At 64.0% G+C, this 21,368-nt stretch carries 20 protein-coding genes; 11 read left to right on the forward strand and 9 right to left on the reverse strand.

The window, feature by feature from the left end:
- The first annotated feature begins 216 nt into the window (after positions 1-216).
- The 4 genes from B5F28_RS05275 (at position 217) to B5F28_RS05290 (ending at position 1,896) form a co-directional block, all read left to right on the forward strand.
- Positions 217-615: a PadR family transcriptional regulator gene (locus B5F28_RS05275; protein WP_087294084.1), complete on the forward strand. Its 399-nt coding sequence runs from the start codon at positions 217-219 to the stop codon at positions 613-615.
- Complete coding sequence (locus B5F28_RS05280; protein ID WP_143424690.1) at positions 578-1,045, forward strand: hypothetical protein; 468 nt, start codon at positions 578-580, stop codon at positions 1,043-1,045. The genes B5F28_RS05275 and B5F28_RS05280 overlap by 38 nt, the downstream gene beginning before the upstream one ends.
- 305 nt (positions 1,046-1,350) lie before the next feature.
- Complete coding sequence (locus tag B5F28_RS05285) at positions 1,351-1,548, forward strand: hypothetical protein (RefSeq protein WP_087294088.1); 198 nt, start codon at positions 1,351-1,353, stop codon at positions 1,546-1,548.
- Positions 1,549-1,575: 27 nt separating this feature from the next.
- Positions 1,576-1,896 (forward strand): hypothetical protein, encoded by a 321-nt coding sequence (locus B5F28_RS05290; protein ID WP_087294090.1) that lies wholly within the window; start codon positions 1,576-1,578, stop codon positions 1,894-1,896.
- A 91-nt stretch (positions 1,897-1,987) separates the two neighbouring features.
- Here B5F28_RS05290 and B5F28_RS05295 read toward each other — a convergent pair whose 3' ends face one another.
- From B5F28_RS05295 to B5F28_RS05305, 3 genes are all read right to left on the reverse strand, one after another.
- Positions 1,988-3,073: a hypothetical protein gene (locus B5F28_RS05295; protein ID WP_087294092.1), complete on the reverse strand. Its 1,086-nt coding sequence runs from the start codon at positions 3,071-3,073 to the stop codon at positions 1,988-1,990.
- A 483-nt stretch (positions 3,074-3,556) separates the two neighbouring features.
- The gene (locus B5F28_RS05300) at positions 3,557-4,072 is read right to left on the reverse strand and encodes a flavin reductase family protein (protein WP_087294094.1); all 516 of its coding nucleotides are present in this window, start codon (positions 4,070-4,072) and stop codon (positions 3,557-3,559) included.
- 3 nt (positions 4,073-4,075) lie between these two features.
- Complete coding sequence (locus tag B5F28_RS05305) at positions 4,076-4,534, reverse strand: CBS domain-containing protein (RefSeq protein WP_087294096.1); 459 nt, start codon at positions 4,532-4,534, stop codon at positions 4,076-4,078.
- A gap of 289 nt (positions 4,535-4,823) precedes the next feature.
- On the opposite strand from B5F28_RS05305, the gene B5F28_RS05310 reads away from it, so the two are divergent.
- The 5 genes from B5F28_RS05310 (at position 4,824) to B5F28_RS05330 (ending at position 11,850) form a co-directional block, all read left to right on the forward strand.
- Complete coding sequence (locus B5F28_RS05310) at positions 4,824-6,383, forward strand: ABC transporter substrate-binding protein (protein ID WP_087294098.1); 1,560 nt, start codon at positions 4,824-4,826, stop codon at positions 6,381-6,383.
- Between the two features lie 49 nt (positions 6,384-6,432).
- Complete coding sequence (locus B5F28_RS05315; RefSeq protein ID WP_087182992.1) at positions 6,433-6,786, forward strand: Asp23/Gls24 family envelope stress response protein; 354 nt, start codon at positions 6,433-6,435, stop codon at positions 6,784-6,786.
- Between the two features lie 51 nt (positions 6,787-6,837).
- Entirely contained in the window at positions 6,838-8,529 is a 1,692-nt protein-coding gene (locus B5F28_RS05320) for a DAK2 domain-containing protein (protein WP_087294100.1), read from the forward strand.
- 106 nt (positions 8,530-8,635) lie between these two features.
- Entirely contained in the window at positions 8,636-10,684 is a 2,049-nt protein-coding gene (gene recG, locus B5F28_RS05325; protein WP_087294102.1) for an ATP-dependent DNA helicase RecG, read from the forward strand.
- A gap of 50 nt (positions 10,685-10,734) precedes the next feature.
- Positions 10,735-11,850 (forward strand): Gfo/Idh/MocA family protein, encoded by a 1,116-nt coding sequence (locus tag B5F28_RS05330; RefSeq protein WP_158097525.1) that lies wholly within the window; start codon positions 10,735-10,737, stop codon positions 11,848-11,850.
- A gap of 61 nt (positions 11,851-11,911) precedes the next feature.
- On the opposite strand, the gene B5F28_RS05335 is transcribed toward B5F28_RS05330, so the two are convergent.
- From B5F28_RS05335 to B5F28_RS05350, 4 genes are read right to left on the reverse strand one after another with little or no spacing between them, the layout of a single operon-like run.
- Positions 11,912-15,046 (reverse strand): suppressor of fused domain protein, encoded by a 3,135-nt coding sequence (locus B5F28_RS05335; RefSeq protein ID WP_087294106.1) that lies wholly within the window; start codon positions 15,044-15,046, stop codon positions 11,912-11,914.
- Positions 15,047-15,094: 48 nt separating this feature from the next.
- Positions 15,095-15,865, reverse strand: coding sequence for a DUF4261 domain-containing protein (locus B5F28_RS05340; RefSeq protein WP_087294108.1), 771 nt, complete (start codon positions 15,863-15,865; stop codon positions 15,095-15,097).
- Positions 15,866-15,916: 51 nt separating this feature from the next.
- Complete coding sequence (locus B5F28_RS05345; RefSeq protein ID WP_087294110.1) at positions 15,917-17,260, reverse strand: MATE family efflux transporter; 1,344 nt, start codon at positions 17,258-17,260, stop codon at positions 15,917-15,919.
- A gap of 49 nt (positions 17,261-17,309) precedes the next feature.
- Positions 17,310-18,266 carry a D-2-hydroxyacid dehydrogenase gene (locus B5F28_RS05350; protein ID WP_087294112.1) on the reverse strand — a complete coding sequence of 319 codons (957 nt, stop codon included), beginning with the start codon at positions 18,264-18,266 and terminating at the stop codon, positions 17,310-17,312.
- Between the two features lie 154 nt (positions 18,267-18,420).
- Here B5F28_RS05350 and B5F28_RS05355 point away from each other — a divergent pair, with 154 nt between their 5' ends.
- Positions 18,421-18,930 carry a hypothetical protein gene (locus tag B5F28_RS05355; RefSeq protein WP_143424691.1) on the forward strand — a complete coding sequence of 170 codons (510 nt, stop codon included), beginning with the start codon at positions 18,421-18,423 and terminating at the stop codon, positions 18,928-18,930.
- 62 nt (positions 18,931-18,992) lie between these two features.
- Here the strand turns inward: B5F28_RS05355 and B5F28_RS05360 are convergent, their stop codons facing one another.
- Complete coding sequence (locus B5F28_RS05360; protein ID WP_143424692.1) at positions 18,993-19,514, reverse strand: hypothetical protein; 522 nt, start codon at positions 19,512-19,514, stop codon at positions 18,993-18,995.
- 141 nt (positions 19,515-19,655) lie between these two features.
- Positions 19,656-20,360 (reverse strand): NAD-dependent protein deacylase, encoded by a 705-nt coding sequence (locus tag B5F28_RS05365; RefSeq protein WP_087294118.1) that lies wholly within the window; start codon positions 20,358-20,360, stop codon positions 19,656-19,658.
- Positions 20,361-20,481: 121 nt separating this feature from the next.
- Between B5F28_RS05365 and B5F28_RS05370 the strand changes: the two genes are divergently transcribed.
- Complete coding sequence (locus B5F28_RS05370; RefSeq protein ID WP_087294120.1) at positions 20,482-21,357, forward strand: NAD(P)H-hydrate dehydratase; 876 nt, start codon at positions 20,482-20,484, stop codon at positions 21,355-21,357.
- Positions 21,358-21,368: the final 11 nt, after the last annotated feature.

Genomic DNA, 21,368 nt, shown 5'->3' on the forward strand with positions numbered 1-21,368 from the left:
CTTTCTCTGTGCAGGCATTATTTCAGCCATCAATCGTCAAAAGCCCCACATTCCTTCACCAGCAAACTTCGCGAGCAATTCCACATTCAAAATCATGTCCGGGGCTGTTATCTTAGTACCAGTTTAGCAAGGCAATATATATTTGTCAATAACAAATATATAAAAGTACTGAATAACATGCTATAATGTTCGATGAAAGGGGAAGGTGCACGCTCTATGAAAACAGAGAAAACAGAAAAGGCAAACGACACCTCCAAAAAGGGAAGCTGGGATGCCTTGAAGAAGGCGACCACGGAAATGCTGGTTCTCTTTATGCTGCGCCAAAAACCCATGTACACCTACCAGATGGCGCAGGAAGTGGAGCGGCTGACCCAAGGGGTATTGACCTACAATACCATGTATCTTGCGGTATACCGGCTTCAGGCAAACGGATACATTGAGGAAAAGGAAAAGCGCATCGAAGATGGGCGGGCGCGGATCTATCTGGCTCCTACGCCTGCAGGGGTAAGCTATTATGAAACCTTGCGGCAGGAATATCAATTGTTTACTGCTACCCTGAACACCTTGATGGAGCAGGATGGAACGATCTACGACGGAGGAACAAGCGATGCGTGAAAATGAGCAAACCCGCTTTTTGAAAACAGCACAGGCTGTTTTGCCCGGCCCCACAGCGCGAAAAGCGTTTGTGCAATATGTGCAGACCGTGACGCAGGATATGCAGGAAAATGCGGAGGCCGGGGATTTCTCCGCCATCGCAGAGCAGCTGGGGCCTTCTCCCCGGCAAGCCGCATTGGATTTCTTTGACAGTCAGTCTCCCGAAATTCAAGCCCAATGGACCGCGGAAGGCAAGCGAAGGAAAACGCTTCTCTGGCTGGCTGTGGGTGCGATTCTTGCAATTCTGCTTCTGACCGTGGCTTTTTTTGTGGTAACAGAAGGCGTGATGATCGTGAACACCGAAACAACGAATTTCGATTTCAGCGGCACCAGTATGACCTTAGAGGAGCAGACAAAATTGGTTATGGAGCTGATGAAGCCGGAGGGGTGACCAAAGACCCAAAAGCAGCAGGAGAGTAGTACGAGCAACAGTCGTACCGCTCTCCTGCTTTGTTGTTTTCCTCTGCATCCCCATGGGCGACGGGGTTGCGTATACGCTCTCCGCTGCGGGCAATGGATACCGGCAAAACATACAGCCGGCAGCGCCGCTTTTCGTGAATACTTTTCATTGACAAATATACCGCCATTTTGTTACACTGAAGCTGGGAAAGCACTCCTCAAGAAAAGAGGTCCGGTGATTTCCGTGCAGAAAGAAAAAACTGCCTAAAGTGAAATGGTGCGAGGAGGAGTGTCGCCGTGCTTGCGAATTTGATTATGGGATTGGAACTGCTGCTCATCTACCTCATCAAATACGGGCTGTTCCTCATTCCCTTGTACTTTGTTGTGAAATTTGCGATAATCGCGGCATTGCGAACGGTCCGGGAGGAGTATGCGGCGGAGCTGTACGACCATCCCGGTCCCACCGGCGATGAGAACGATGGAGCGATGCTGTGAATTTGTTATACAGAACGGGTGGATAGCATGAATCACATTGTTTCTGGATTTCTTTATTTTCTGGGGTCTTTGATCGCGGCCGGCTGCTTTTTGGGGATTTTTGTGTATTCTCGAAATCAGATTCGCTGGATCGCGAAGCGCACCGAACCGCACCGACCCCATCTGATGGCCGAGCTGAAGCTTGGCAAATGGGGCAGCGCTGTCGGCTTTGTCATTACGGTGGCAGCCATTGTTCTGGAACTCTGCTCACTGCCTGTAATATCGGCCCGGATCGGCAGCGCATGTCTGACAGTTTTTATCCTGCTTCAGATTGCGGCACATCTGCTTTTCCGCTGGAAGGAACGATAATGCCCCCTGAGAAGCCCCCCTTCTTCCATTTTCCGCACGCAAAAAGACCGGCAGTCCGAAACGGCTGCCGGTCTTTTCTTGTTTGTTGATTTCAGGCGGCGGCTGCCAGGGTCAGGCTCTGAGCCAGCGCTTCCACCTGGTCGGCGGTGAGGGGGGCGTCCTCCTCCATGCGCAGGGCCACATAGACCCCAAGCTCCTTGTCGTAGGCCAGCGCCCCGTGGGCGGTATGCTCTTGGGCAGCCGCCGCGCTTTCGCCCGGCTCTGTCTGGCCGTAATGCACCGTGGCCACCGCGTTTTCGCCGGACGCGGTGCGCTTTACCACCCGGTAGTCCTCCCAGAAGCAGCTGGAGGGTGTGCGCAGATAACAGTACACCAGCTTGTACTCCTTCCCGGCCTCCGGTTCATTCCCCGGCTCGGCGGCCTCGATCAGCCCGTAGCCGATGCGGCCCACCGCATTGCCCGCGCTGTCGCAGACCAGAAGCTGGGTGTTCATGCCCTGGTCGAAGACCCGGTCGGCCTTCTCCGGCTCCTTCAGGCTCCAGCCCTGGGGCAGAAGGAAGCTGGCGGTGAAGGGGGCCTGGTCATAATATTCTCCGTTATACTCGCTCCGGCCCTCCTGATAGGCGGGGAAGGTGGCGCTCACCCGCTGGATCATATCCTGCTCGCTGGTGCTCTGTGGAATGCTTTCCACCGGCTGAGCCTCCGGGGCGGCGGGTGCCTGGGGCTGGGGCTGCCCCTGGGCCAGGGCCAGCAGATCCACCGACAGCTCCGCCTCCTCGTCGGAATAGAGGCAGGCGCTCAGGTTCAGGTCCAGATAGCCCTGGGCACACTCGATCTGATAGGTCTGCCCTGCCTTCCAGGCCTTTCCGGCGTTCTCCTTTTCCATCAGGTGGATGCTCATACCGCCCTCGCCCATGGCGGCGCGGCCGCTGATCTGGATGTTCCAGTCCTCACCGGGCCAGCCCTCGGGCAGGGTGAACTCCACGCCCTTTTCATAGGGGCGCAGGCTGCCCTCCAGAAAGGCCATGGCATCCTGACCGGTCTGGGGAATGCTGCTGCCCGCCATCACGCTGCCGCTGGCGGGGCTGCTTTCCTCCGGGGAGTGCTGCCCCTGCCCGGCGCAGCCGGACAGCACCACACAGAGGGCCAGCGCACAGGCCAGCGCCTGTTTCCTCATTTTCCCGCTTTTTTCTCCGTGTTGCTTCGTCATGGCGGCACACTCCCTTCCGGTTTGTCTTCATAGATAGAACGCGCCGGAGGGGCTGTTTATTTCACATTTCGGCGGGATTTGCGCTTTTTCACTCCGCCGTGCCGGGTGTGCCGCTTCCGGCAGCCTCAGCCCGCCTGGCCCAGCTCCTCCATGGCCTCGCGGGCGTTGTCGGCCGAGAACAGAAAAACGCCGCTCCGGCTGTATACCTCCACATGAGACCCCACGTAACGAATGATGCAATCCATACTCGACCCTGCCTTTCTTCTGATTCCTTGTGTTGCTTTCGGGGGCCGCGCCCCCTTCCGATGGTCTTATTCTACCAAAGAAGCAGTCCTATAATTTGTACTTCAAGCATTTCCACTCGGAAATGCAGTCCCATAAACCTCCCTTTTAACGCAAACAGAAAAAGGCCCCCGGAAACCTCCGGGGGCCTTGCTGCTTTTGATCAGGTTATTCCGCCTTCTCGTACACGGCCTCGATCTCGGCCACGTACATGGTGTGGTAGTCCTTCAAAGGGTAGCAGTCCTCATCGCAGCTGTTGCCGGGCAAAAAGCACTCCGGCTCCAGCGACTGGGCGTAAAGGCTGCGGCAGACCAGCACCAGCCGGGCCTCCTCAAAGGCGGGCGCGCCGTCGAAGTCCCGCACGTTGAAGCCAACCTTCGCGATCTTATCCTCGTCCCGGCCGCTCACCTTGCCCAGATACCCCAGCTCCTTCTTCGCGCCCTCGCCGTAAAAGCTCAGGGTGAAGCGGCCGGCCTGGTCCACAAACTCCTTGGTGTAGCGCTGGGGGCGCAGATAGATCTGCACCACATTCTTGCCCCACAAAACACCCATGGAGCCCCAACTCACGGTCATGGTGTTCACGGTGCCGTCGGCCTTTTTGGCGCTCACCAGCGCCCACTCCTTGCCGATCAGCTCAAAGGGATTGCCGCCGATGGCAGCGGGTTCGATCTTGCGATACTCCATTTGTCAAAACACCTTTCTTTCGCTCGATTTGCCGGTTTTCTGGCTGTCCAGCACGGGGGCCACCGCCCGGTAGCGGTCGTAGCAATACTGGATGATGGCATTGCGCTTGACCAGGCCGATGAAGCTCTTTTTGTCGTCCAGCACGGGCACAAAATTCTGGGTCATGGCGGCGGCCACCAGTTCGTCCATCTGGGTGGTCACGGCCACGGGCTTGTAATCCCGCTTGCGGGGGATGCTGCTTAAGGGGATATCCTCCGCGTCGTCCAGGTCGATGCCCTGGTTCTTGATGGCCCAGAGCAGGTCGCCCTCGGTCATGGTGCCCACATACTCGCCCACCCGGTTCAGCACCGGGATGCTGGAATAACGGTGGTACTCCATTTTTTCCAGCGCCTGGCGCAGGGTGAAGTCCTCATACAAAAAGGCCACGTCCTGCTTGGGCGTTAAAAAGAACAGCAAATTCACTCACAAAACCTCACTTTTCGCGCTGCATTCTCACTCGGCAGCCCCACAGGGTTCACAACGCGGCGCTGCCTCAAAAAGCGAGCCGGAATGCTCCGGCCCGGGATTCCATGTTTGTTCCAGGATTCTGCATTTCTATTTTATCACATTTTTCCCTTCGGGGTGTGAAAAACTTATGAAGGCAGCGCCGGACGGCGCAAAGGGGCTTTTTTGCCCGGTTTCACTGGTCAACCGCCTCGATTTATGATATGCTTTAAGGTACCGATTCTGACCTGAAAAGGATGTGTTGCCCATGGCCCGATTCCGCCGCCTGGCGGCTTTTGCGCTTTGCCTTGCCCTGCTTGCCGGCTGCGGCGGCAATGCCGCTTCCTCCGCTTCCTCGCAGGCGGCTTCGTCCGCCTCCTCCGCAGCCTCTGTGCCCCAGCAGAGCGCCAGCGCCCCCACCGCTCTGGTGCTGGGCTACACCCCCTCGGCGGGCTTCAACCCCTACGCCTCCTCCTCCAATCTGGTGGAGCAGAACGCCGGGCTGCTGTTCGAGTGCCTGGTGGAATTGACGCCGGAGCTTTCGCTGGAATACCGGCTGGCGGATTCCATCGTATCGGCGGGCGAGACGGTGACCATCCACATCCGCCCGGGCTGCACCTTTGCGGACGGCACCGCCGTCACCGCGCAGGATGCCGCCGCCAGTCTGGAGGCCGCCCGCCTCAGCGAGCGCTACGCCGCCCGCTTTGCCGGTGTGACCGAGGTGAAGGCCAGCGGCGACACCGTCACCGTGACCCTGTCCGCGCCGGATTCCATGTTCGCCTACCTGTGCGACATTCCGGTGCTCAAGGCCGCCGAGACCGCCTCGGCCCAGCCCACCCCCAACGGCCGCTACACCTACGGCGACAGCGGCAGTCTGGTGCGCAACGCCTCCTGCGCCTTCGCGGAAAACGGGCCGGACACCATTTATCTCACCGAGGTGAGCAGCTACGAGGAAATGGTCTCCGGCTTTGCGGTGGGCAGTCTGAACCTGTACACCGCCAGCGACTCCGCCCAGACCAGCGCGGGCTTCTCCAGCGTGTCGGACTATTACAAGACCAACAACCTGGTCTTCCTGGGCATCAACGCCACCCCGCCGGAGAGCGGCGAAAAAAGCCCCCTGCTCACCACGCCCGGCGGGCGCGGCCTGCTCAGCCAGCTGATCGACCGCACCCAGCTGGCCCAGAAGAGCTACTACTCCCGTGCCTACCCGGCCACCGGCTGCATCAACGACCACTACGACTGCGTGGCCGACGGCCACGTGATCCTCTCGGGCGCCGAGCTGACCGCCGACCAGGCCGCGGCCGACATGGCCGCCCTGGGCTACAGCCTGGACGACGCGGGCTACTACCAGAACGCGGACGGCGAGCGGCTGAGCCTGCGGCTGCTGGTCTACAGCGGCAACACCTACAAGCGCTACGCCGCCACCCTCATCAAGGAGCAGCTGGGCGCGGCCGGCATCTATGTGGCGGTGGAGGAGACCCCGGATTTTGACGTTTACAGTCAAAAAGTTGCATCTGGTGATTTTGACCTGTACATCGGCGAGGTCAAGTTGTATAATAATATGGATATGAGCCCCTTTTTTGAAGGGGGTCAGGCCAGTGTGGGCATTGTGCAGAGCGAAGCGCTCGCCGCCGCCTACGCCGCCTTTAAGGCAGACCAGAACACCGCCGCCGCGCTGGAAGAGGCCTTTGCCGCCGAAATGCCCTATGTGCCCTTGTTGTGGCGCAACGGCACGGTGGTGCACAGCAACGGCATCAGCGGTCTGAGCTGTTCCATCAGCAACGTATTCTATTCGCTGGAAGGCCTGCGCTTCGACGCGGCCGAATAACCGACCCCACCGCCCACGGGCGGATACAAATGCAAAGGAGCGGCAGTTTATGATCACATTGCAAAACCCCATGGGCACCATAAGCATGACGTCGGACTACTTCGCCGAGCTGGTGAGCCAGGCGGCGCGCAGCTGCTACGGCGTGGCGGGCATGGCCACCGGCGGCCGCGGAGACGATTTGAAGAGCCTGGTGTTCGGCAGCGATTTCCCGGAAAAGGGCGTGCGCGTGACCCAGTCGGACCGTCAGCTCACCATCGAGCTGCACATCAAGGTGGGCTACGGGCTGAACATCGCCACCATCGTGAAGAGCATCACCCACAAGGTCAAGCATGAGGTGGAAAAGGCCACCGGCCTGACCGTGGCCCGCATCGAGGTCTCGGTGGACGACATCGTGGCGGACTGACCCCGCCCCATACAACAACGACATTTTACTTTACATGAGGTGCAATAGCTTATGATTACCGGTAAGATCCTGCGTGACGCCATCATCTCCGGCGCCAACAACATCTCCAACCAGCGCTCCCGTGTGGACGAGCTGAACGTTTTCCCCGTGCCGGACGGCGACACCGGCACCAACATGAGCATGACCGTGATGGCCGCTGCCCGTGAGCTGGAAAACCTGGCCGACAGCTGCACCGTGGGCGAGGCCGCCAAGGTGGCCGCTTCCGCCATGCTGCGGGGCGCCCGCGGCAACTCCGGCGTTATCACCAGCCTGCTGTTCCGCGGCCTGTCCAAGGCGCTGGACGGCAAGAAGGAGGCCGGTGCCGAGGATCTGGTCCACGCGCTGGAAAAGGGCGTGGAGGCCGCCTACAAGGCCGTGATGAAGCCCACCGAGGGCACCATGCTCACCGTGGCCCGCATCGCCAGCGAGGAGGCCACCGCCAGCGGTCTGGCCGATGTGAACGAGCTGTGGACTCTGGTGCTGGCTGCCGGCCAGCGCGCACTGGACAACACCCCCAACCAGCTGCCCGTCCTGAAGAAGGCCGGCGTGGTGGACGCGGGCGGCCAGGGCCTGATGGTGATCTTCGAGGGCATGGACATCGTGTTCAAGGGCGGCGAGCCCGTGAAGGGTGAGGAGCAGACCCAGAGCAAGGTCAAGCACTCCAGCGACGCCGCCGGCAAGGGCGTGTTCAGCGACGACCTGATGAAGGTTGAGGACATCAAGAACGGCTACTGCACCCAGTTCCTGGTGAACAAGAACGAGGGCGTTTCCAGCGACAAGCTGCGCGCCTTCTGCGAGAGCAACGGCGACAGCGTGGTGGTCATTGAGGACGACGATGTGATCAATTGCCACGTGCACACCGCCGACCCGGGCAAGATCCTGAGCCACGCCATCCAGTACGGCTACCTGACCGGCTTCAAGATCGAGAACATGCACGAGCAGTTCCTGGCCCGCCAGAAGCAGGGCAAGGGCCTGGAGAAGCAGAAGGAAGCCGAGCAGGCCGAGCAGACCAGCCCCTTCGTGTACGCCGCCGTGGACCCGGACCAGGAGTACGGCTTTGTGGCCGTGGCTGCCGGTGAGGGCCTGGCCAACGTATTCACCGACCTGGGCGTTTCCGCTGTTGTGTCCGGCGGTCAGACCATGAATCCCTCCACTGAGGACATCGTGGCTGCGGTGCAGAGCGTGCCCGCCAAGACCGTGTTCGTGCTGCCCAACAACAAGAACATCATCATGGCCGCCGAGCAGGCCCAGAAGCTGGCCGACCGGCGCATCGTGGTGCTGCCCACCCGCACCATTCCCCAGGGCATCACCGCCATGCTGAGCTTTGACCCGGACGCCACCGTGGACGCCAACACCATCAACATGATGGACGCCGCCGGTCAGGTGAGCACCGGCCTTGTGACCTTCGCCGCCCGCAACAGCGACTTCGACGGCCACAAGATCAAGAAGGGCGAGATCATGGCCATGGAGAACGGCAAGATCGTGAACATCGGCACCGACATCACCAAGACCACCTACCGTCTGGCCCGCAGCATGGTGAAGAAGGACACCAGCTTCATCACCCTGATCTCCGGCTGCGACGTGAGCGAAGAGGACGCCCAGCGCACGCTGGAGCTGGTGCAGGCCAAGGTGGGCGACGGCATCGAGGTCACCCTGATCAACGGCGGCCAGCCCGTCTACTACTACATGATCAGCGTGGAGTAAGCCTTCCCTGATCGCAAAGCGTTTTCAAGCGTTTCTCAAGCGCCGCCGAAAATCGGCGGCGCTTTTTTCTACCCTTTGATTCTCAAGCCAAAAAGGAGGCCCCGCCATGAAGCCGGATACCCCCATTCAATACGTCAAGGGCGTGGGCCCCAAGCTGGCCGAGCGGTTCGCCCGGCTGGGCATCGCCACCGTGGGCGACCTGCTCTGCCACTATCCCCGCCGCTACATCGACTACAGCCAGCCCAGCCCCATCGCCGAAGCCCCCTCCGGCGCCGAGGTGGTCATCAGGGCCGAAGTCTGCGCTAAAAAGGGCGCGGTGCGCCTGCCCGGCGGCCGCACCATGGTGCAGGCCACCGCCGCGGACGATACCGGCACCCTGACCCTCACCTGGTTCAACACCCATTTCATGGCGGACAAGCTGCTGCTGGGCGAGGAATACTACTTTGAGGGCCGGGCGAAAGGGGCGCTCTCCCGCCGGGAGATGGCAAACCCCATCGTGCGCACCCAAGCGGAGGTGGAGCGCAAGCCCTTCGTGGCGGTCTACCCCCAGACCGAGGGCCTGGCCAGCGGCCAGATCGCCCGCTGTGTGGAGAACGCGTTGGCCACTGCCGACCCGCTGCCCGAGCCGCTGCCGCCGGACTACCTGCCCCGCTTCCGGATGCCGGATAAGTGGACGGCAGTGAAGAACATCCACCACCCCTCTTCCCCCCAGGCACTGGCGGCGGCACGGCGGCGGCTGGTGTTTGAGGAGCTGTTCACCCTGCAACTGGGTCTGAGCCTTTTAAAAAGCCGGGGCGCGGTGAAGAGCGGCGCGCCCATGCAGCCCACCGGCCTCACCCCCTTCTGGGACAGCCTGCCCTTCTCCCCCACAGGGGCGCAGCGGCGGGCCGCCGCCGAGATCTGCGCCGACATGGCCGCAAAGCAGCCCATGAACCGGCTGTTGCAGGGCGATGTGGGCAGCGGCAAAACGCTGGTGGCGGCGGCGGGCGTTTACATGGCGGCGAAGAACGGCTACCAGAGCGCCCTCATGGCCCCCACCGAGATTCTGGCCGCTCAGCACGCGGCCACATTACAGACCTTTCTCGCGCCCTTCGGGCTGCGGGTTGCCCTGCTCACCGGCGGCATGAGGGCCGCCCAGAAGCGCACCACCCTTGCAGCCATCGCCGCACACGAAGCGGATCTGGTGGTGGGCACCCACGCGGTGATCAGCAGCGGGGTGGAGTTTGCCCGCCTTGGCTTTGCGGTGGTGGACGAGCAGCACCGGTTCGGGGTGCGCCAGCGAGGCCTGCTGGCGGACAAATCCATCGCCCCCCATGTGCTGGTGATGAGCGCCACGCCCATTCCCCGCACCCTGGGTCTTTTGATGTACGGCGACCTGGACATCTCCATTCTGGACGAGCTGCCCCCCGGCCGTCTGCCGGTGAAGACCTACGCAGTGACCGGAAAAAAGCGGCGGGACATGTACCACTTTTTAGACGACCAGATCGACAAGGGCCACCAGGTCTACATCGTCTGCCCCCGGGTGGAGGAAAGCGATACCGAAGCGCCCGGCGCGGCGGACCTGCAGGCGGTGACCAGCTACCTCACCGATGTGGCACAGGCCCTTTTGCCCCACCGGCGCATCGGCCTGATGCACGGCAAGCTGAAACCCAAGGAAAAGGCCGCTGTGATGGACCAGTTCAAAAACGGCGAGCTGGATGTGCTGGTCTCCACCACCGTGATCGAGGTGGGCGTGGATGTGCCCAACGCCACCGTGATGGTGATCGAGAACGCGGAGCGGTACGGCCTGTCGGCGCTGCACCAGCTGCGGGGCCGGGTGGGCCGCGGCGGCGGCGAGGCCTACTGTATCCTCATCAGCGACCACACCGGCGAGGCGGTGCGGGACCGGCTGCGCTTTCTCTGCCACACCCAGGATGGCTTCGAGATCGCCAAATACGACCTGGAGACCCGCGGCCCCGGCGACTTCTTCGGCGACCGGCAGCACGGCCTGCCCACATTGCAATTGGCCGACCTGATGGGCGACACCCGCACATTGGAAGCCGCCCAGAAATGCGCCCACGAGCTGCTGGAGCAGGACCCCAAGCTCGCCGCCCCGGAGCACAGCCTGCTGGCGGCGCAGGTGTCCCATTTGTTTGAACGCACCACCTTCAACTGACCAGGCGGCGGGCGGCCAAACGCCGCGCCCCGCAAAAAGGAGAAATGACCATGCTCCGTGTAGGCATCGCCGGAATCGGCTCCATTGCTCAGGTGTATCTGGGCCTGTTCGCTGCCGGGAAAATCCCCGGCGGGCGCGTCACCGCTCTGTCCAGCCGCAGCCCGGACCATCTGACCAGCGCCCGGGACGCCTTCTGTACCCCGGACACTGCCCTTTTCACCGACTACGAAGCCATGCTGCACAGCGGCCTTATTGACGTGGTGATGATCTGCACGTCCCACAACCGGCATGTGCCCATGGCGCTACAGGCGTTAAAGGCCGGGGTGCATCCCCTGATTGAAAAGCCGCTGGCGGTGGACGCGGACGAGGCCCGCACCCTGCTGGATGCCTGCCGTGCCCACCCGGAGCTGACCGCCGGGGTGCTCTACTGCCGCCGGGCCAGCACCGCCTATCAGCAGGCAAAGCAGCTGGTGGAACGCGGTGCGCTGGGGCAGCTCAAACGGGCCTGCTGGCTCATCACCAATCTCTACCGCACCCCCGCCTACCACGCCAGCCAGCCCTGGCGGGGCAGCTGGAAGGGCGAGGGCGGCGGACTGCTGCTCACCCAGGCCAGCCACCAGCTGGACCTGCTCACCTGGCTCTGCGGCATGCCAAGCGGGGTGACAGCCCTGTGTGAATTCGGGGCCGAGCGGGCCATTCAGGTGGAAAACGACGTGACCCTGCACCTGCGCTGGACAGACGGCGCCACCGGCCAGTTCATCGCCTCCAGCCGGGAATTCCCCGGCACCAACCGGCTGGAACTCAGCGGCAGCAAGGGCCAGCTGATTCTGGAAAACGACCGACAATTCACCCTGCGCCGCCTTTCCCGGGACGAGCGGGACTTCGCCCAAAGCACCACCGGCTATTTCGGGCCCATCCCCTTCACCGAGGAGCAGTGGACCGCCCCCGAGGAGCCGAACGAAGCCCAGCAGGCGGGCATCGTGGCGGATTTTCTGGCAGCAATCGCCCAGCGCCGCGCCCCTCTCTGCCCGGCAGCCGACGCACTGGAAAGCCTGCTGGTCACCAACGCGGCCTATCTCTCCGCCTGGCAGGGCGGCACCGTTCCGGTGCCCCCGTCCCCGGGCGCCTACGCCGCCGAACTGGCAAAGCGGACGAAAGAGGAATAAAAAGAAAAACGCCCCCGTGCCTGCCGTTTCTGGCAAGGCCCGGGGGCGCTGTTTTGTATATTCAGTTCTGTTCCGCGGACGGCTGGGCATTTTCGTCCCGCAGGTTCACGCCGCCGCAGTTCAGCCGGAACACATGGAAGCCGATCTCGGCGAAGGGGTAGCGGTTCAGCAGCGCGCTGGCCGCGTTCAGCACCGGCTTCAGATCAAAACAGATGCAGTCGATGTAGGAATAGGCAAAGCCGGTGGCTCCGCCCAGAATCCACAGATTCTCCCCTGCCGCCTGCTGCAGCTCATCCTCCAGGCGGCCCCGCAGCTCCACCCGCTGGGCCTCCGGCACCTGCTCGGTGCTGTAGAAGAAAAAGCCGCAGATCACGCCGTCCGCCTGCAACCGGTCCATCCGGGAATCGTCGCCCCGGTAGTAGTCCGCCAGCAGCTCGCTGCAGCAGGTAGCACCGGCGATCACGTCCTGCCGCAGAGCCCAGTCCTCCTGGGTGGCGGGCTCGTAGCAATAGTTCTGGTAATTCCAGCCGATGGACTGGGCCTCGTCCAGCGCGGCCTCGTCGCCGCCGCAGAACCAGTCCGCCATCTGCCTGCGCAGCTGGCGCAGCGGCATGCCGCCCTGGGGCCGGGGCTCGCTCAGCACCTCCAGCCGCTCCACGCGGCACAGCGCGGCTCCCTCGCCCATGGCCTGGCTCAGCAGCCGGGCCGCGGGCGCGATGTCCTGCCCGGCGTGCAGATCCGGGGCCCAGAGAGCCACCACGGCCTTCTCGCCCCTCTTCTGGGGCCAGGCCAGCGCCTCCTGCAGGGCCGGGGCATCCGGGTCAGCGGGCTGGCCCGCCCAGAATACCCAGTGCTCCGCCAGCGCCGCGGGGGCCTGCTCCCGCCAGTGAAGGATCTGAATCAGCCGGGTGGGCATGCACTCGGCCCACACCGCCAGCCGCAGACGGCTATCCAGCCCGGTGTCCAGCGAGAATTCCGCCCCGCCGAACACCCCGGCCAGCAGCTCTGCGTGGGCCTGGCGGGCTTTTTCGCTCTCGCCCGCTTCGCTCAGCGCCCGCAGCTCGGCTTCCCGGGCCGAAAAGGCGGCCCAGTAATCCCGCACACGCTCGGTGAAGGGCTGCTTTTGCACCGGCAGGGCAATGGCGCTGCGGCACCAGTCCAGATACCGCTCGGTCTCCTCATCGCCGGGGGCCAGCTCGTCCGCCCGGTCAAAGGCCTCCAGTGCCTTTTCCTCTTTGCCCAGATGATACCAGGCGTACCCCGCCCGGAAATGCCACAGCGGGTCCGCCGCGCTCTGCTCTTTGCACAGCTCCAGGATTTTCAGCGCCTCTTCAAAGCGGCCCAGGTTGTTCAGCGCCCGGGCCTGCTGGCCCAGCAGCTTCGGCCCGCGCTGTTCGGGCGAAACCTCCAGAATGGCTTCCAGAATCCGCTCGTACTGCCGGTCCGCGTTCCAGGCCTCGATCTGCTCCAGCAGGGCCTCGTTTTCCGGCGCACCGCCCTTTGCCGGGCAGGCATTGGGCCGGAGGTTCTCGCCCAGCGGGGCACGGGGCTCCAGCTGGGCCTCATCGAACCGGCGCAAAAGGCCCTCGGCCTCCTGCTCCAGCTTATAGGCCATCTCCTCGTTATAAAGGGGCGCGGCCTGATACAGGTTCACCTCGCCCCCATCGGGCAGCGGGCAGACCGCCGCCGCGTCCGGCACGCCGCCGGGGGTGAGCAGGATCACCCCGGTAAAGCCGCAGCCGGGTGCAAAGGGCCGCCCGTTGGGGATGGTATGACCCCAGCCCAGCCAGGTGCCCTGCTGGCGGGGCATGGCGGCCAGCAGCCGCAGCCAGCCCACCGGCCAGGCGTCCCGCGGGTCGGCGGAAAGGGCGTTCCAGTCCGGGGGCAGATACATCATGATCTCGGCCCGCTCGGCCCCAAAGCCCGCCAGCTCCGGCGGCACGTTCATGGGCACAGCGCCCATGCCGCAGGTGATGAGCACCGTCCAGTGCCGGTGCCGGGTGGGCCCCAGAACCAGCAGCTCCACCCCGCCCTGCTCGGCCGGGGGGATCACCCGATCCACCGGGCCCAGCCAGCGGCGCAGATGCTCGATCAGCCGTTCCTTCTGCTCCTTTGTATAGGCGGCAGCGGGAGCCAGCGGCCCCTCCTCCTCCGGGGGCAGGGGCAGCTCGTCCGCCGAGTAATCCTCGTATTGCGGCTCGCCCCAAATCTTAAACCGGGGGTCGAACCGCTGGTAGGCGAAGAGCCGTTCCTCCCGGCTGCGGCCCACCTGATACCCCAGCCGGAAGCAGCCGCTGCGCTCAACGAGCAGATGGGCCAGCTCCAGCCGACGGCCCGGCTCCTTTTTGCGGATGGCCGCCTTTGCCAGCCGGTCCAGCTCCTCCAGCCGGGCGGTGAGGGCGGCGGCCCAGTCCTGGCCGATCTTGCCCGCGCCCCGCTGGTTCATGTCCAGCCGCAGGTTCACAAAATTGCCCTGGAAGATCAGGTCCGCAAAGCAGTAGATGCCCTCAAAGAGGGGATTCTCCGCCCCGAAGGCTGCGGCGGCTTTTGTCAGGCCCTCGTCGTCGCCCAGCATGCAGAACAGCGCTTCTTCCGCGGGGGTGCGCAGGCCTCGGTCTGCACGCTCCTCGCTCTGGGCCGGGCAGATGCCCTCCGCCTCCAGCCGGGCTGCCTCGATCTGCTCAAGGCTCTGCCCCGCCTGCAAGCGCTCCAAAGCGTCCGCAAGGCGGCGCTGGCCGGGGTGGGCGGCAAGGCCAGCCTCCAGCAGCGCGATGCCCTCGGCCCTGTCGCCAAAATGGGCGGCAAGCACCGCCGCCAGATACCGGCAGGTCTCGTCCTGCCCGTCCAGCGCAAGACCCATGCGGGCCAGACGCAGCGCCTCCTCGGGCGCACCGGTATACAGCCGGGCCAGCGCCAGACTGCGGCACCATTCCGGATTGCCCTGGCCCTGCTCCTCCAGCCGGGCCAGCCACTGCACCGCCTGCTGCCAGGCCTCGTACTCCGCCGCGCCCAGGTCCAGCCGGGCCACTAGCAGCGCCAGCTCCAGGTCCGCGCGCATCTGCTCCCGGCTGACAAGGCCAAGATCAATGGCTCCCTCCACCTGATCCTGCACCAGATCCAACGCGTCGTACCAGCGGCGCTGGGCCGCCAGCTCCTCAGCGCGGATTCGGGTCTTTTCGTCCAACAGCCCTGTCATCCCCTGTCTCGTTCTCCTTCCCTGTTTTCTGTGTCAAATTCCCTGTGCTCAAAAGCCCAGCTTGAAGCTTTCGCCCTCCACGGCCACACCGGCGCTGCGGCTCACCGGAACCGGCACGCCGTCCCCGGTGTCCAGCGTCTGGCCCTCGGCCAGCTCCAGGTCCCCCTCCAGCAGATCCATGACCAGATTTGCCAGCAGGTCCCGCAGCTCCACCGGGCGGCGGGCGCTGTGCAAAATCTCCAGCTCGGGCAGCTCAAAGTCCCGCAGGCCATACGTGTAGGCGCACACCCCCTGCTCGCTCTGCCACAGGCCGAAGTACACCCAGTTCAGGATGGGCAGCACGTCCTCCTTCATGGTGTCGGCCACGGCCTGGTAAAAATCCGGGGCCAGCAGGGTGCCCGCCGCCATCACGCCCAGCGCGCCGGGCTGGGCGCAGGCCGCCGCGCTCACCTTGGTGAGCAGCTTGGCCGCCTCCACCGGGCTCGCCTGCCCCTGGGGCAGCACGGTAATGAGCAGATGGGCCTTGTGGGCCGCCGCGGCCTGCACCGCCTGGGGCCACCAGTAGTTGGTTTTCGCCTGCTGCTCCGCCTCGCCCTCGGGCACCGGCGCGTCGATCAGCGCTACCGCCGCGATCATGCCCTGATCGTCAAACACCACGTTGCCGGTGGCGGGGACCTCCTTTTCACCGTTCCCCGCCAGAGCCCATTCGCTCTGCAGGTCCCGGAGCAGCTTCTCCCGGTCAAAGGCGGGCTGCTCCAGCAGCACAAAGTTCACCAGCGTGCCGCCGGTCGCTCCGGCCACGGTCTTTTTCTCTTCCATGGTGGTTCCTCCCTATCCGCCCGTTCCATTGCGGGCCGTTTATTCAAATGGTCAGGGCCGCTGCCCGGCCAGATTTTCGTTTTTAGCCGCCGGGGGCTGTTTGCCCGCCTGCATCGCCAGCAGCACCAGCGCCGCCACAGCCGCCAGGGCCACCGCCGCGGGCCAGGCCACCCACACGCCGGTCAGCTCCAGGAAAAGGGGCAGCACCAGCAGCATCAGGGGCTGGGTGCCCAGCGGTTCGCCGTAGGCCAGAATGCCGCTGAACACCGGCTCGCCCACCGCGCAGAAGTAGCTGCTGCAAAAGCGCACCACCGCCATGACGGGGTAGCCGATGCAAAGGGTCCACATGGCCGCCGCACCCTCGGCGGTGGCCTCGGGGCTGGCCCCGAACACCAGCGGCAGCTGGCTGCGGCCAATCCAGGTAAGAACGCTGCACACAAGGGCAACCCCCACCGCAAGGCTCAGGCCCCACCGGCGCAGCAGGGCCAGCTGGCCCCACTCGCCCGCGCCCCGGGCATGGCTGAGCAGCGGCTGCACGCCGTCGCCCACGCCGGTCACCAGCGGGATCACCGCGCCCAGCACATAGCTGAGCACCGCATACACCGCCACGCCCCGGGTGCCGCCCCAGTGCAGCGCCTGCAGATTGGTGATGAGCAGAATCACACTGGTGGAGATGGAGAGGCCAAAGGGCGAGATGCCGTATTGCACGATGCCCCGGAGCATCCGCCGGCGGGGGGCGAAATCCGCCCGGCGCAGCGGCAGCTCCCGCACGGCCAGCAACGTGGGCAGGGCCAGAACCGCGCAGAGGATCTGGGACGAGCCGGTGGCCACCGCGGCGCCCGCCAGCCCCCACTGAAAGACCTGAATGAACAGCCAGTCCATGAGGATGTTGCCCAACAGGCCCACGATGGTGAAGCTCATGGCCTGCATGGTCTTGTGGCTGCCCCGCAAAAGGGGCAGCACGCCGGTATTGATGGTCTGGCCCAGAGCCAGCGCGCAGATCATCCGGCTGTATTCCAGCGCCGGGGCATACAGCTCCCCCTTCGCGCCGATCAGCGGCAGGATCACCGGGCAGGCCAGCCAGAGCCCCACGCTCATGGCCACGCCCGCCGCGGCCAGCGCCGTGAGGGTGTTGCCCCGGGCCAGCGCGGCTTCCTCCTTATCGCCCCGGCCCAGAGCGGTGGAAAGACGCACCGCGCCTCCCAGCCCCAGACCCAGGCTCACCGCCTGGATGAAGGCGGTGATGGGCCAGGCCACGTTGATGGCCGCAAGGCCGATGTCGCCCAGATTCCGGCCGATAAAAAAGCCGTCCACAATAATAAAGCAGCTGTTCAGCAGCTGGCTCAGCATGCTGGGCAGCGCATAGCAAAAAAACTGTCGCTTCAAGGGGGTCAAGACACCCGCTCCTTTCCGTTTGCCAGGGGTCCGGCCCCGCTTTTATTCGTTAAACAAGATTGCGCCGCTCGCCCTGCAAAAATGCCTCCAGATTGGCGCACACCTCGGCGCTCAGCCGGGCCAGCGCCTCCTGGGTGGCCCAGGCCACGTGCGGAGTAAGCAGCACATTCGGGCAATGGAGCAGCTCATCCTTCGGGCGCACCGGCTCGTGGGCCGCCACGTCCGAGGCATAGTAGCCCAGATGCCCGCTTTTCAGCGCGGCGCACACCGCCGCCTCGTCCACCAGCGCGCCCCGGGCGGTGTTCAGAAGAATCGCTCCCGGCTTCATGGCCGCCAGGGCCGCCTCGTTTATTATGCCCCGGGTCTCGGCGGTGGCCGGGCAGTGCAGGCTCACCACGTCGCTGTCCTCCAGCAATTGCTCGAAGGGCACGAATTCCACCCCGTCGGCGGCATATTCCGGCTTCACATGGCGGGTATAGGCCAGCACCCGCATACCGAAGCCCTTTGCGATGCGCGCCGCCGCCCGGCCGATGGCTCCGTAGCCCACCACGCCGAAGGTGCGGCCCGCCAGCTCAAAATGGGGGTGAATGCCGTAGGAATCCGGCACGCCGGTCTGCCAGTAGCCGTCCCGCAGGCTGGCGGCCCGGCCGGCGATGCTGTTGGCCAGCTCCAGCAGCAGGGCAAAGCCGTGCTGAGCCACACTCTCGGTGGAATAGCCCGGCACATTGGCCACCGCCACCCCGTGGCGATGGCAGGCCTCCAGATCCAGACTGTCGGTGCCGGTGGCGGTCAGGCCCACCCAGCGAAGGCGCGGGCAGGCATCCAGCACCGCGTCGTCGATGCGGCACTTGTTGCTCACCGCAAAATCCGCGTCCCGCAGCCGGTCGATCAGCTGCTCCGGAGGCGTGCGGGGGTATTCCTCCACCACATCCGCCAGGTCGTACAGGCCGGTCCAGTCCAGGTCTCCCGGGCGCACACAGTAGCTGTCCAGCACAACAATTTTCATCGGTTCTTCTCCCCCTTTGCGGAGCGTTTGTGCCCCATTTTTGTCTCTTTTGTAATTTTACCTGCTTTTGCGGGGCCCTTCAACCCCCGCTGCTGGATTTTTTCCTCCGGTTCGTATATAATGAAAAGGTAACTATTGCGAGGGGGGCTTTTGCATGTATACGCCAAGGCTTGTGATCCGCAAGCTGCTGCTGGGCGCGGTGCTCATGACCGTGGCCATCATCATCACGGTGCTGATCCGGGAAAATATGGATGTGAAGGACCCGGAGCAGGCGCTGCCCACCATCACCATCACGGTGAACGGGGACATGAACCTGAACGACAAGATGGTTTTCCGGGCCGGATACGAGTGGAACTTCTTCACCACCGTGGCCAAGAACACCCCCACCTATACCAGCGCCACCCTGCGGGAGCAGCTGTATCCGGTGGATCTGGCCCCCAACAGCGTGCTGGACATCAGCTTTTCGCTGCCGCCCAAGACGCTGCGCATCCAGCGCGCGTCGGACGATGCGCTGGAAAACTTTGTGGAGCTGGCCGATGTGAGCGACGGTCAGATCATCAGCCCCGGCACCCCGGGCCTTTACCTCTATCAGGTGGAGGCGGGCTTCGGCTGGCGCGGCTCGATTCGTTATTTCTTCCTGGTGCGGGTGCAGCAGGCTGCCTGAGCGTGAATTGAAAAATAGAAAGGGAGCGTTCCTTCGCAGAACGCTCCCTTTTCTGTTGTATTTCAGGGCGCGGGCGCTTCACTGCCCGCCAGAGCCAGCGCCGCATTGTGGCGGGCCAGCAGCCGCCGCTGGTAGTCGCCCGCATAGGTGCCGTGCAGCAGCTTGGGCAGGGCTTCCTCCTCCAGCGAGTGCCAGCACGCGGCCTCCTGCCCCGGCAGGATGGGGTAAAACAGCACGCTGTTTTTTTCCGCCGCCGCCAGACACTGGGACCCGAAGCCCACCACCAGCACCTTCTGCCGGTCGTAGCCCCGGTTCAGCAGCTCGTTCACGCAATAGGCCAGCTCCCGCCGCTTGATGCACATCGCCGCGCAGGGGGGCAGGCTGTGGAAATTCCACTCGCTGCAGGCCGAGCGCACGTTCAGATTGGTGAGCAGCACAATGTCGGCCACGATGCGCATTCGTTCCAGGCAGGCCCTTACCCCGTCGAATGCCTGACCGCGGGCGGCGTCCAGGGCGTATTCCGCGCCCAGCAGGCAGACCATGAACGCCTTGGCCCTCGGCGGGATCTTCTGTGTCCGTTCCATAACAACGCCCCCAATTTCAATCAAATTATCCGCGCCGGGTAAAATTCTTTATAACTTAACTATACCAGCACAGCGGGGGCAGTTGCAACAGTTTTTGTATGTTTTTAATGATTTTTTGTAATTTTATTGAATAATTCTATCTCATTCTCCCAAAACCTGGCCGATGGGTTGCTGGATGCACAGGGTGGCCAGCTTGTCCGCCGGGGTGGGGGTCATGTTGATGACCACCAGCTCTTTGCCGCCGTAATAGCGCAGAAGGCCCGCCGCCGGATACACCGCCAGACTGGTGCCGCCCACGATGAGCAGGTCCGCCGCCTCCAGCGCGCGCACCGCCCGGGTCAGCACCTTCTGGTCCAGCGATTCCTCATAGAGCACCACATCCGGCTTCACGACGCCGCCGCACTCGCACCGGGGAATGCCCTGGCTCTCGGCAATGAACTCCACCGGATAGAACTTGCCGCAGCGGGTGCAGTAGTTGCGCAGGGTGCTGCCGTGTAATTCCAGCACGTTCTTGCTGCCCGCCGCCTGGTGCAGCCCGTCGATGTTCTGGGTGATCACCGCTTTCAGCTTGCCCTGGGCCTCCAGTCTGGCCAGCCGCAGATGGGCCGCGTTGGGCTTTGCGTCCTTCACGATCAGCTTGGCCCGGTAAAACCGGTAGAACTCCTCGGGATCGGCTTCAAAAAAGCTGCGGCTGATGATCTGCTCCGGCGGGTATTTCCACTGCTGGTTATACAGGCCGTCCACACTGCGGAAGTCCGGGATGCCGCTCTCGGTGCTCACCCCCGCGCCGCCGAAAAACACGATGTTATTGCTCTTTGCGATCAATTCCTCCAAACGCTGGTCCATGGGGCCACACTCCTTTGCCTTGCATCTCTTTGCCGCCCGGGGGCGGTTGTAGTATAATAAAATCATACCACAAAACACTCCGCCCGGCCATGCCGCCGGGCGAAAAAGGGGAGGAACGGATATGGCAAAGGAGATCACGGCGAGCCTGGTGTTTGAGCATCTGCCCGCCCGCAAGCCGGACAGCCACAAGGGCAGCTACGGCAAGCTGCTGTGCGTCTGCGGCTGCAATCAGTACCGGGGCGCGGCGGCGCTGGCGGTGGAGGGCGCGCTGCGCGCCGGGGCCGGGGTGCTGACTCTGGCGGCCATCGAGCCGGTGATCCAGGCGGTGGGCGCCCGCTGCCCGGAGGCGGTGTTCCTGCCCTGCCGCACCGGTGAGGACGGCGGCATCGACCCGGCGGAGGGCGAGCGGATTCTGCAGGCGGCCCGTGGCTCGGACGCGCTGCTCTTCGGGCCGGGTCTGGGCAACACGGCGGGCACCGCGGCCCTTCTGGAGCAGCTGGGCGAGAGCGCGGGCTGCCCCCTGGTGCTTGACGCGGACGGCCTGAACGCCGCAGCTGCCATGCCCAGCTTGCCCCGCCCCGCCAACCTACCCCTCATCATCACCCCCCATCCCGGCGAGATGGCCCGCCTCTGCGGTGTGACCACGGCGGAAATCAACGCCAGCCGGGAGAGCGTGGCCGCGGGCTATGCCCGGGCCAACCGGTGCGTGGTGGTGCTGAAGGGACACCGGACCATCGTGGCCGGGCCCCAGGGCGAGGTCTTCTGCAACACCACCGGAAACCCGGGGCTTTCCCGGGGCGGCAGCGGCGACATTCTGGCGGGCATGACCACCGCCTTTCTGTGTCAGGGGCTGGACCCGCTGTATGCGGCGGTGTGCGCGGTGTGGCTGCACGGTGCGGCCGCGGACCGGTGCGCCGCCCGGCTGGGCCAGTACGGCATGCTGCCCCACGACATTTTGTACGACCTGGGCACCATCTTTGCGAACAGCGGCCGTTAACGGCCCGCCGA

Source organism: Gemmiger sp. An194 (assembly GCF_002160145.1).
Classification (GTDB): Bacteria; Bacillota; Clostridia; order Oscillospirales; family Ruminococcaceae; genus Allofournierella.

Bases quoted from the DNA above. Each gene is read 5' to 3' on its own strand.
- B5F28_RS05350 (WP_087294112.1), bottom strand. From the start codon at position 18,266: ATGAAAATTGTTGTGCTGGACAGCTACTGTGTGCGCCCGGGAGACCTG.
- B5F28_RS05290 (WP_087294090.1), top strand. From the start codon at position 1,576: ATGAATCACATTGTTTCTGGATTTCTTTATTTTCTGGGGTCTTTGATC.
- B5F28_RS05355 (WP_143424691.1), top strand. From the start codon at position 18,421: ATGTATACGCCAAGGCTTGTGATCCGCAAGCTGCTGCTGGGCGCGGTG.
- B5F28_RS05310 (WP_087294098.1), top strand. From the start codon at position 4,824: ATGGCCCGATTCCGCCGCCTGGCGGCTTTTGCGCTTTGCCTTGCCCTG.
- B5F28_RS05335 (WP_087294106.1), bottom strand. From the start codon at position 15,046: ATGACAGGGCTGTTGGACGAAAAGACCCGAATCCGCGCTGAGGAGCTG.
- B5F28_RS05275 (WP_087294084.1), top strand. From the start codon at position 217: ATGAAAACAGAGAAAACAGAAAAGGCAAACGACACCTCCAAAAAGGGA.
- B5F28_RS05330 (WP_158097525.1), top strand. From the start codon at position 10,735: ATGCTCCGTGTAGGCATCGCCGGAATCGGCTCCATTGCTCAGGTGTAT.
- B5F28_RS05300 (WP_087294094.1), bottom strand. From the start codon at position 4,072: ATGGAGTATCGCAAGATCGAACCCGCTGCCATCGGCGGCAATCCCTTT.
- B5F28_RS05295 (WP_087294092.1), bottom strand. From the start codon at position 3,073: ATGAGGAAACAGGCGCTGGCCTGTGCGCTGGCCCTCTGTGTGGTGCTG.
- recG (WP_087294102.1), top strand. From the start codon at position 8,636: ATGAAGCCGGATACCCCCATTCAATACGTCAAGGGCGTGGGCCCCAAG.
- B5F28_RS05370 (WP_087294120.1), top strand. From the start codon at position 20,482: ATGGCAAAGGAGATCACGGCGAGCCTGGTGTTTGAGCATCTGCCCGCC.
- B5F28_RS05320 (WP_087294100.1), top strand. From the start codon at position 6,838: ATGATTACCGGTAAGATCCTGCGTGACGCCATCATCTCCGGCGCCAAC.
- B5F28_RS05360 (WP_143424692.1), bottom strand. From the start codon at position 19,514: ATGGAACGGACACAGAAGATCCCGCCGAGGGCCAAGGCGTTCATGGTC.
- B5F28_RS05280 (WP_143424690.1), top strand. From the start codon at position 578: ATGGAACGATCTACGACGGAGGAACAAGCGATGCGTGAAAATGAGCAA.
- B5F28_RS05365 (WP_087294118.1), bottom strand. From the start codon at position 20,360: ATGGACCAGCGTTTGGAGGAATTGATCGCAAAGAGCAATAACATCGTG.
- B5F28_RS05340 (WP_087294108.1), bottom strand. From the start codon at position 15,865: ATGGAAGAGAAAAAGACCGTGGCCGGAGCGACCGGCGGCACGCTGGTG.
- B5F28_RS05315 (WP_087182992.1), top strand. From the start codon at position 6,433: ATGATCACATTGCAAAACCCCATGGGCACCATAAGCATGACGTCGGAC.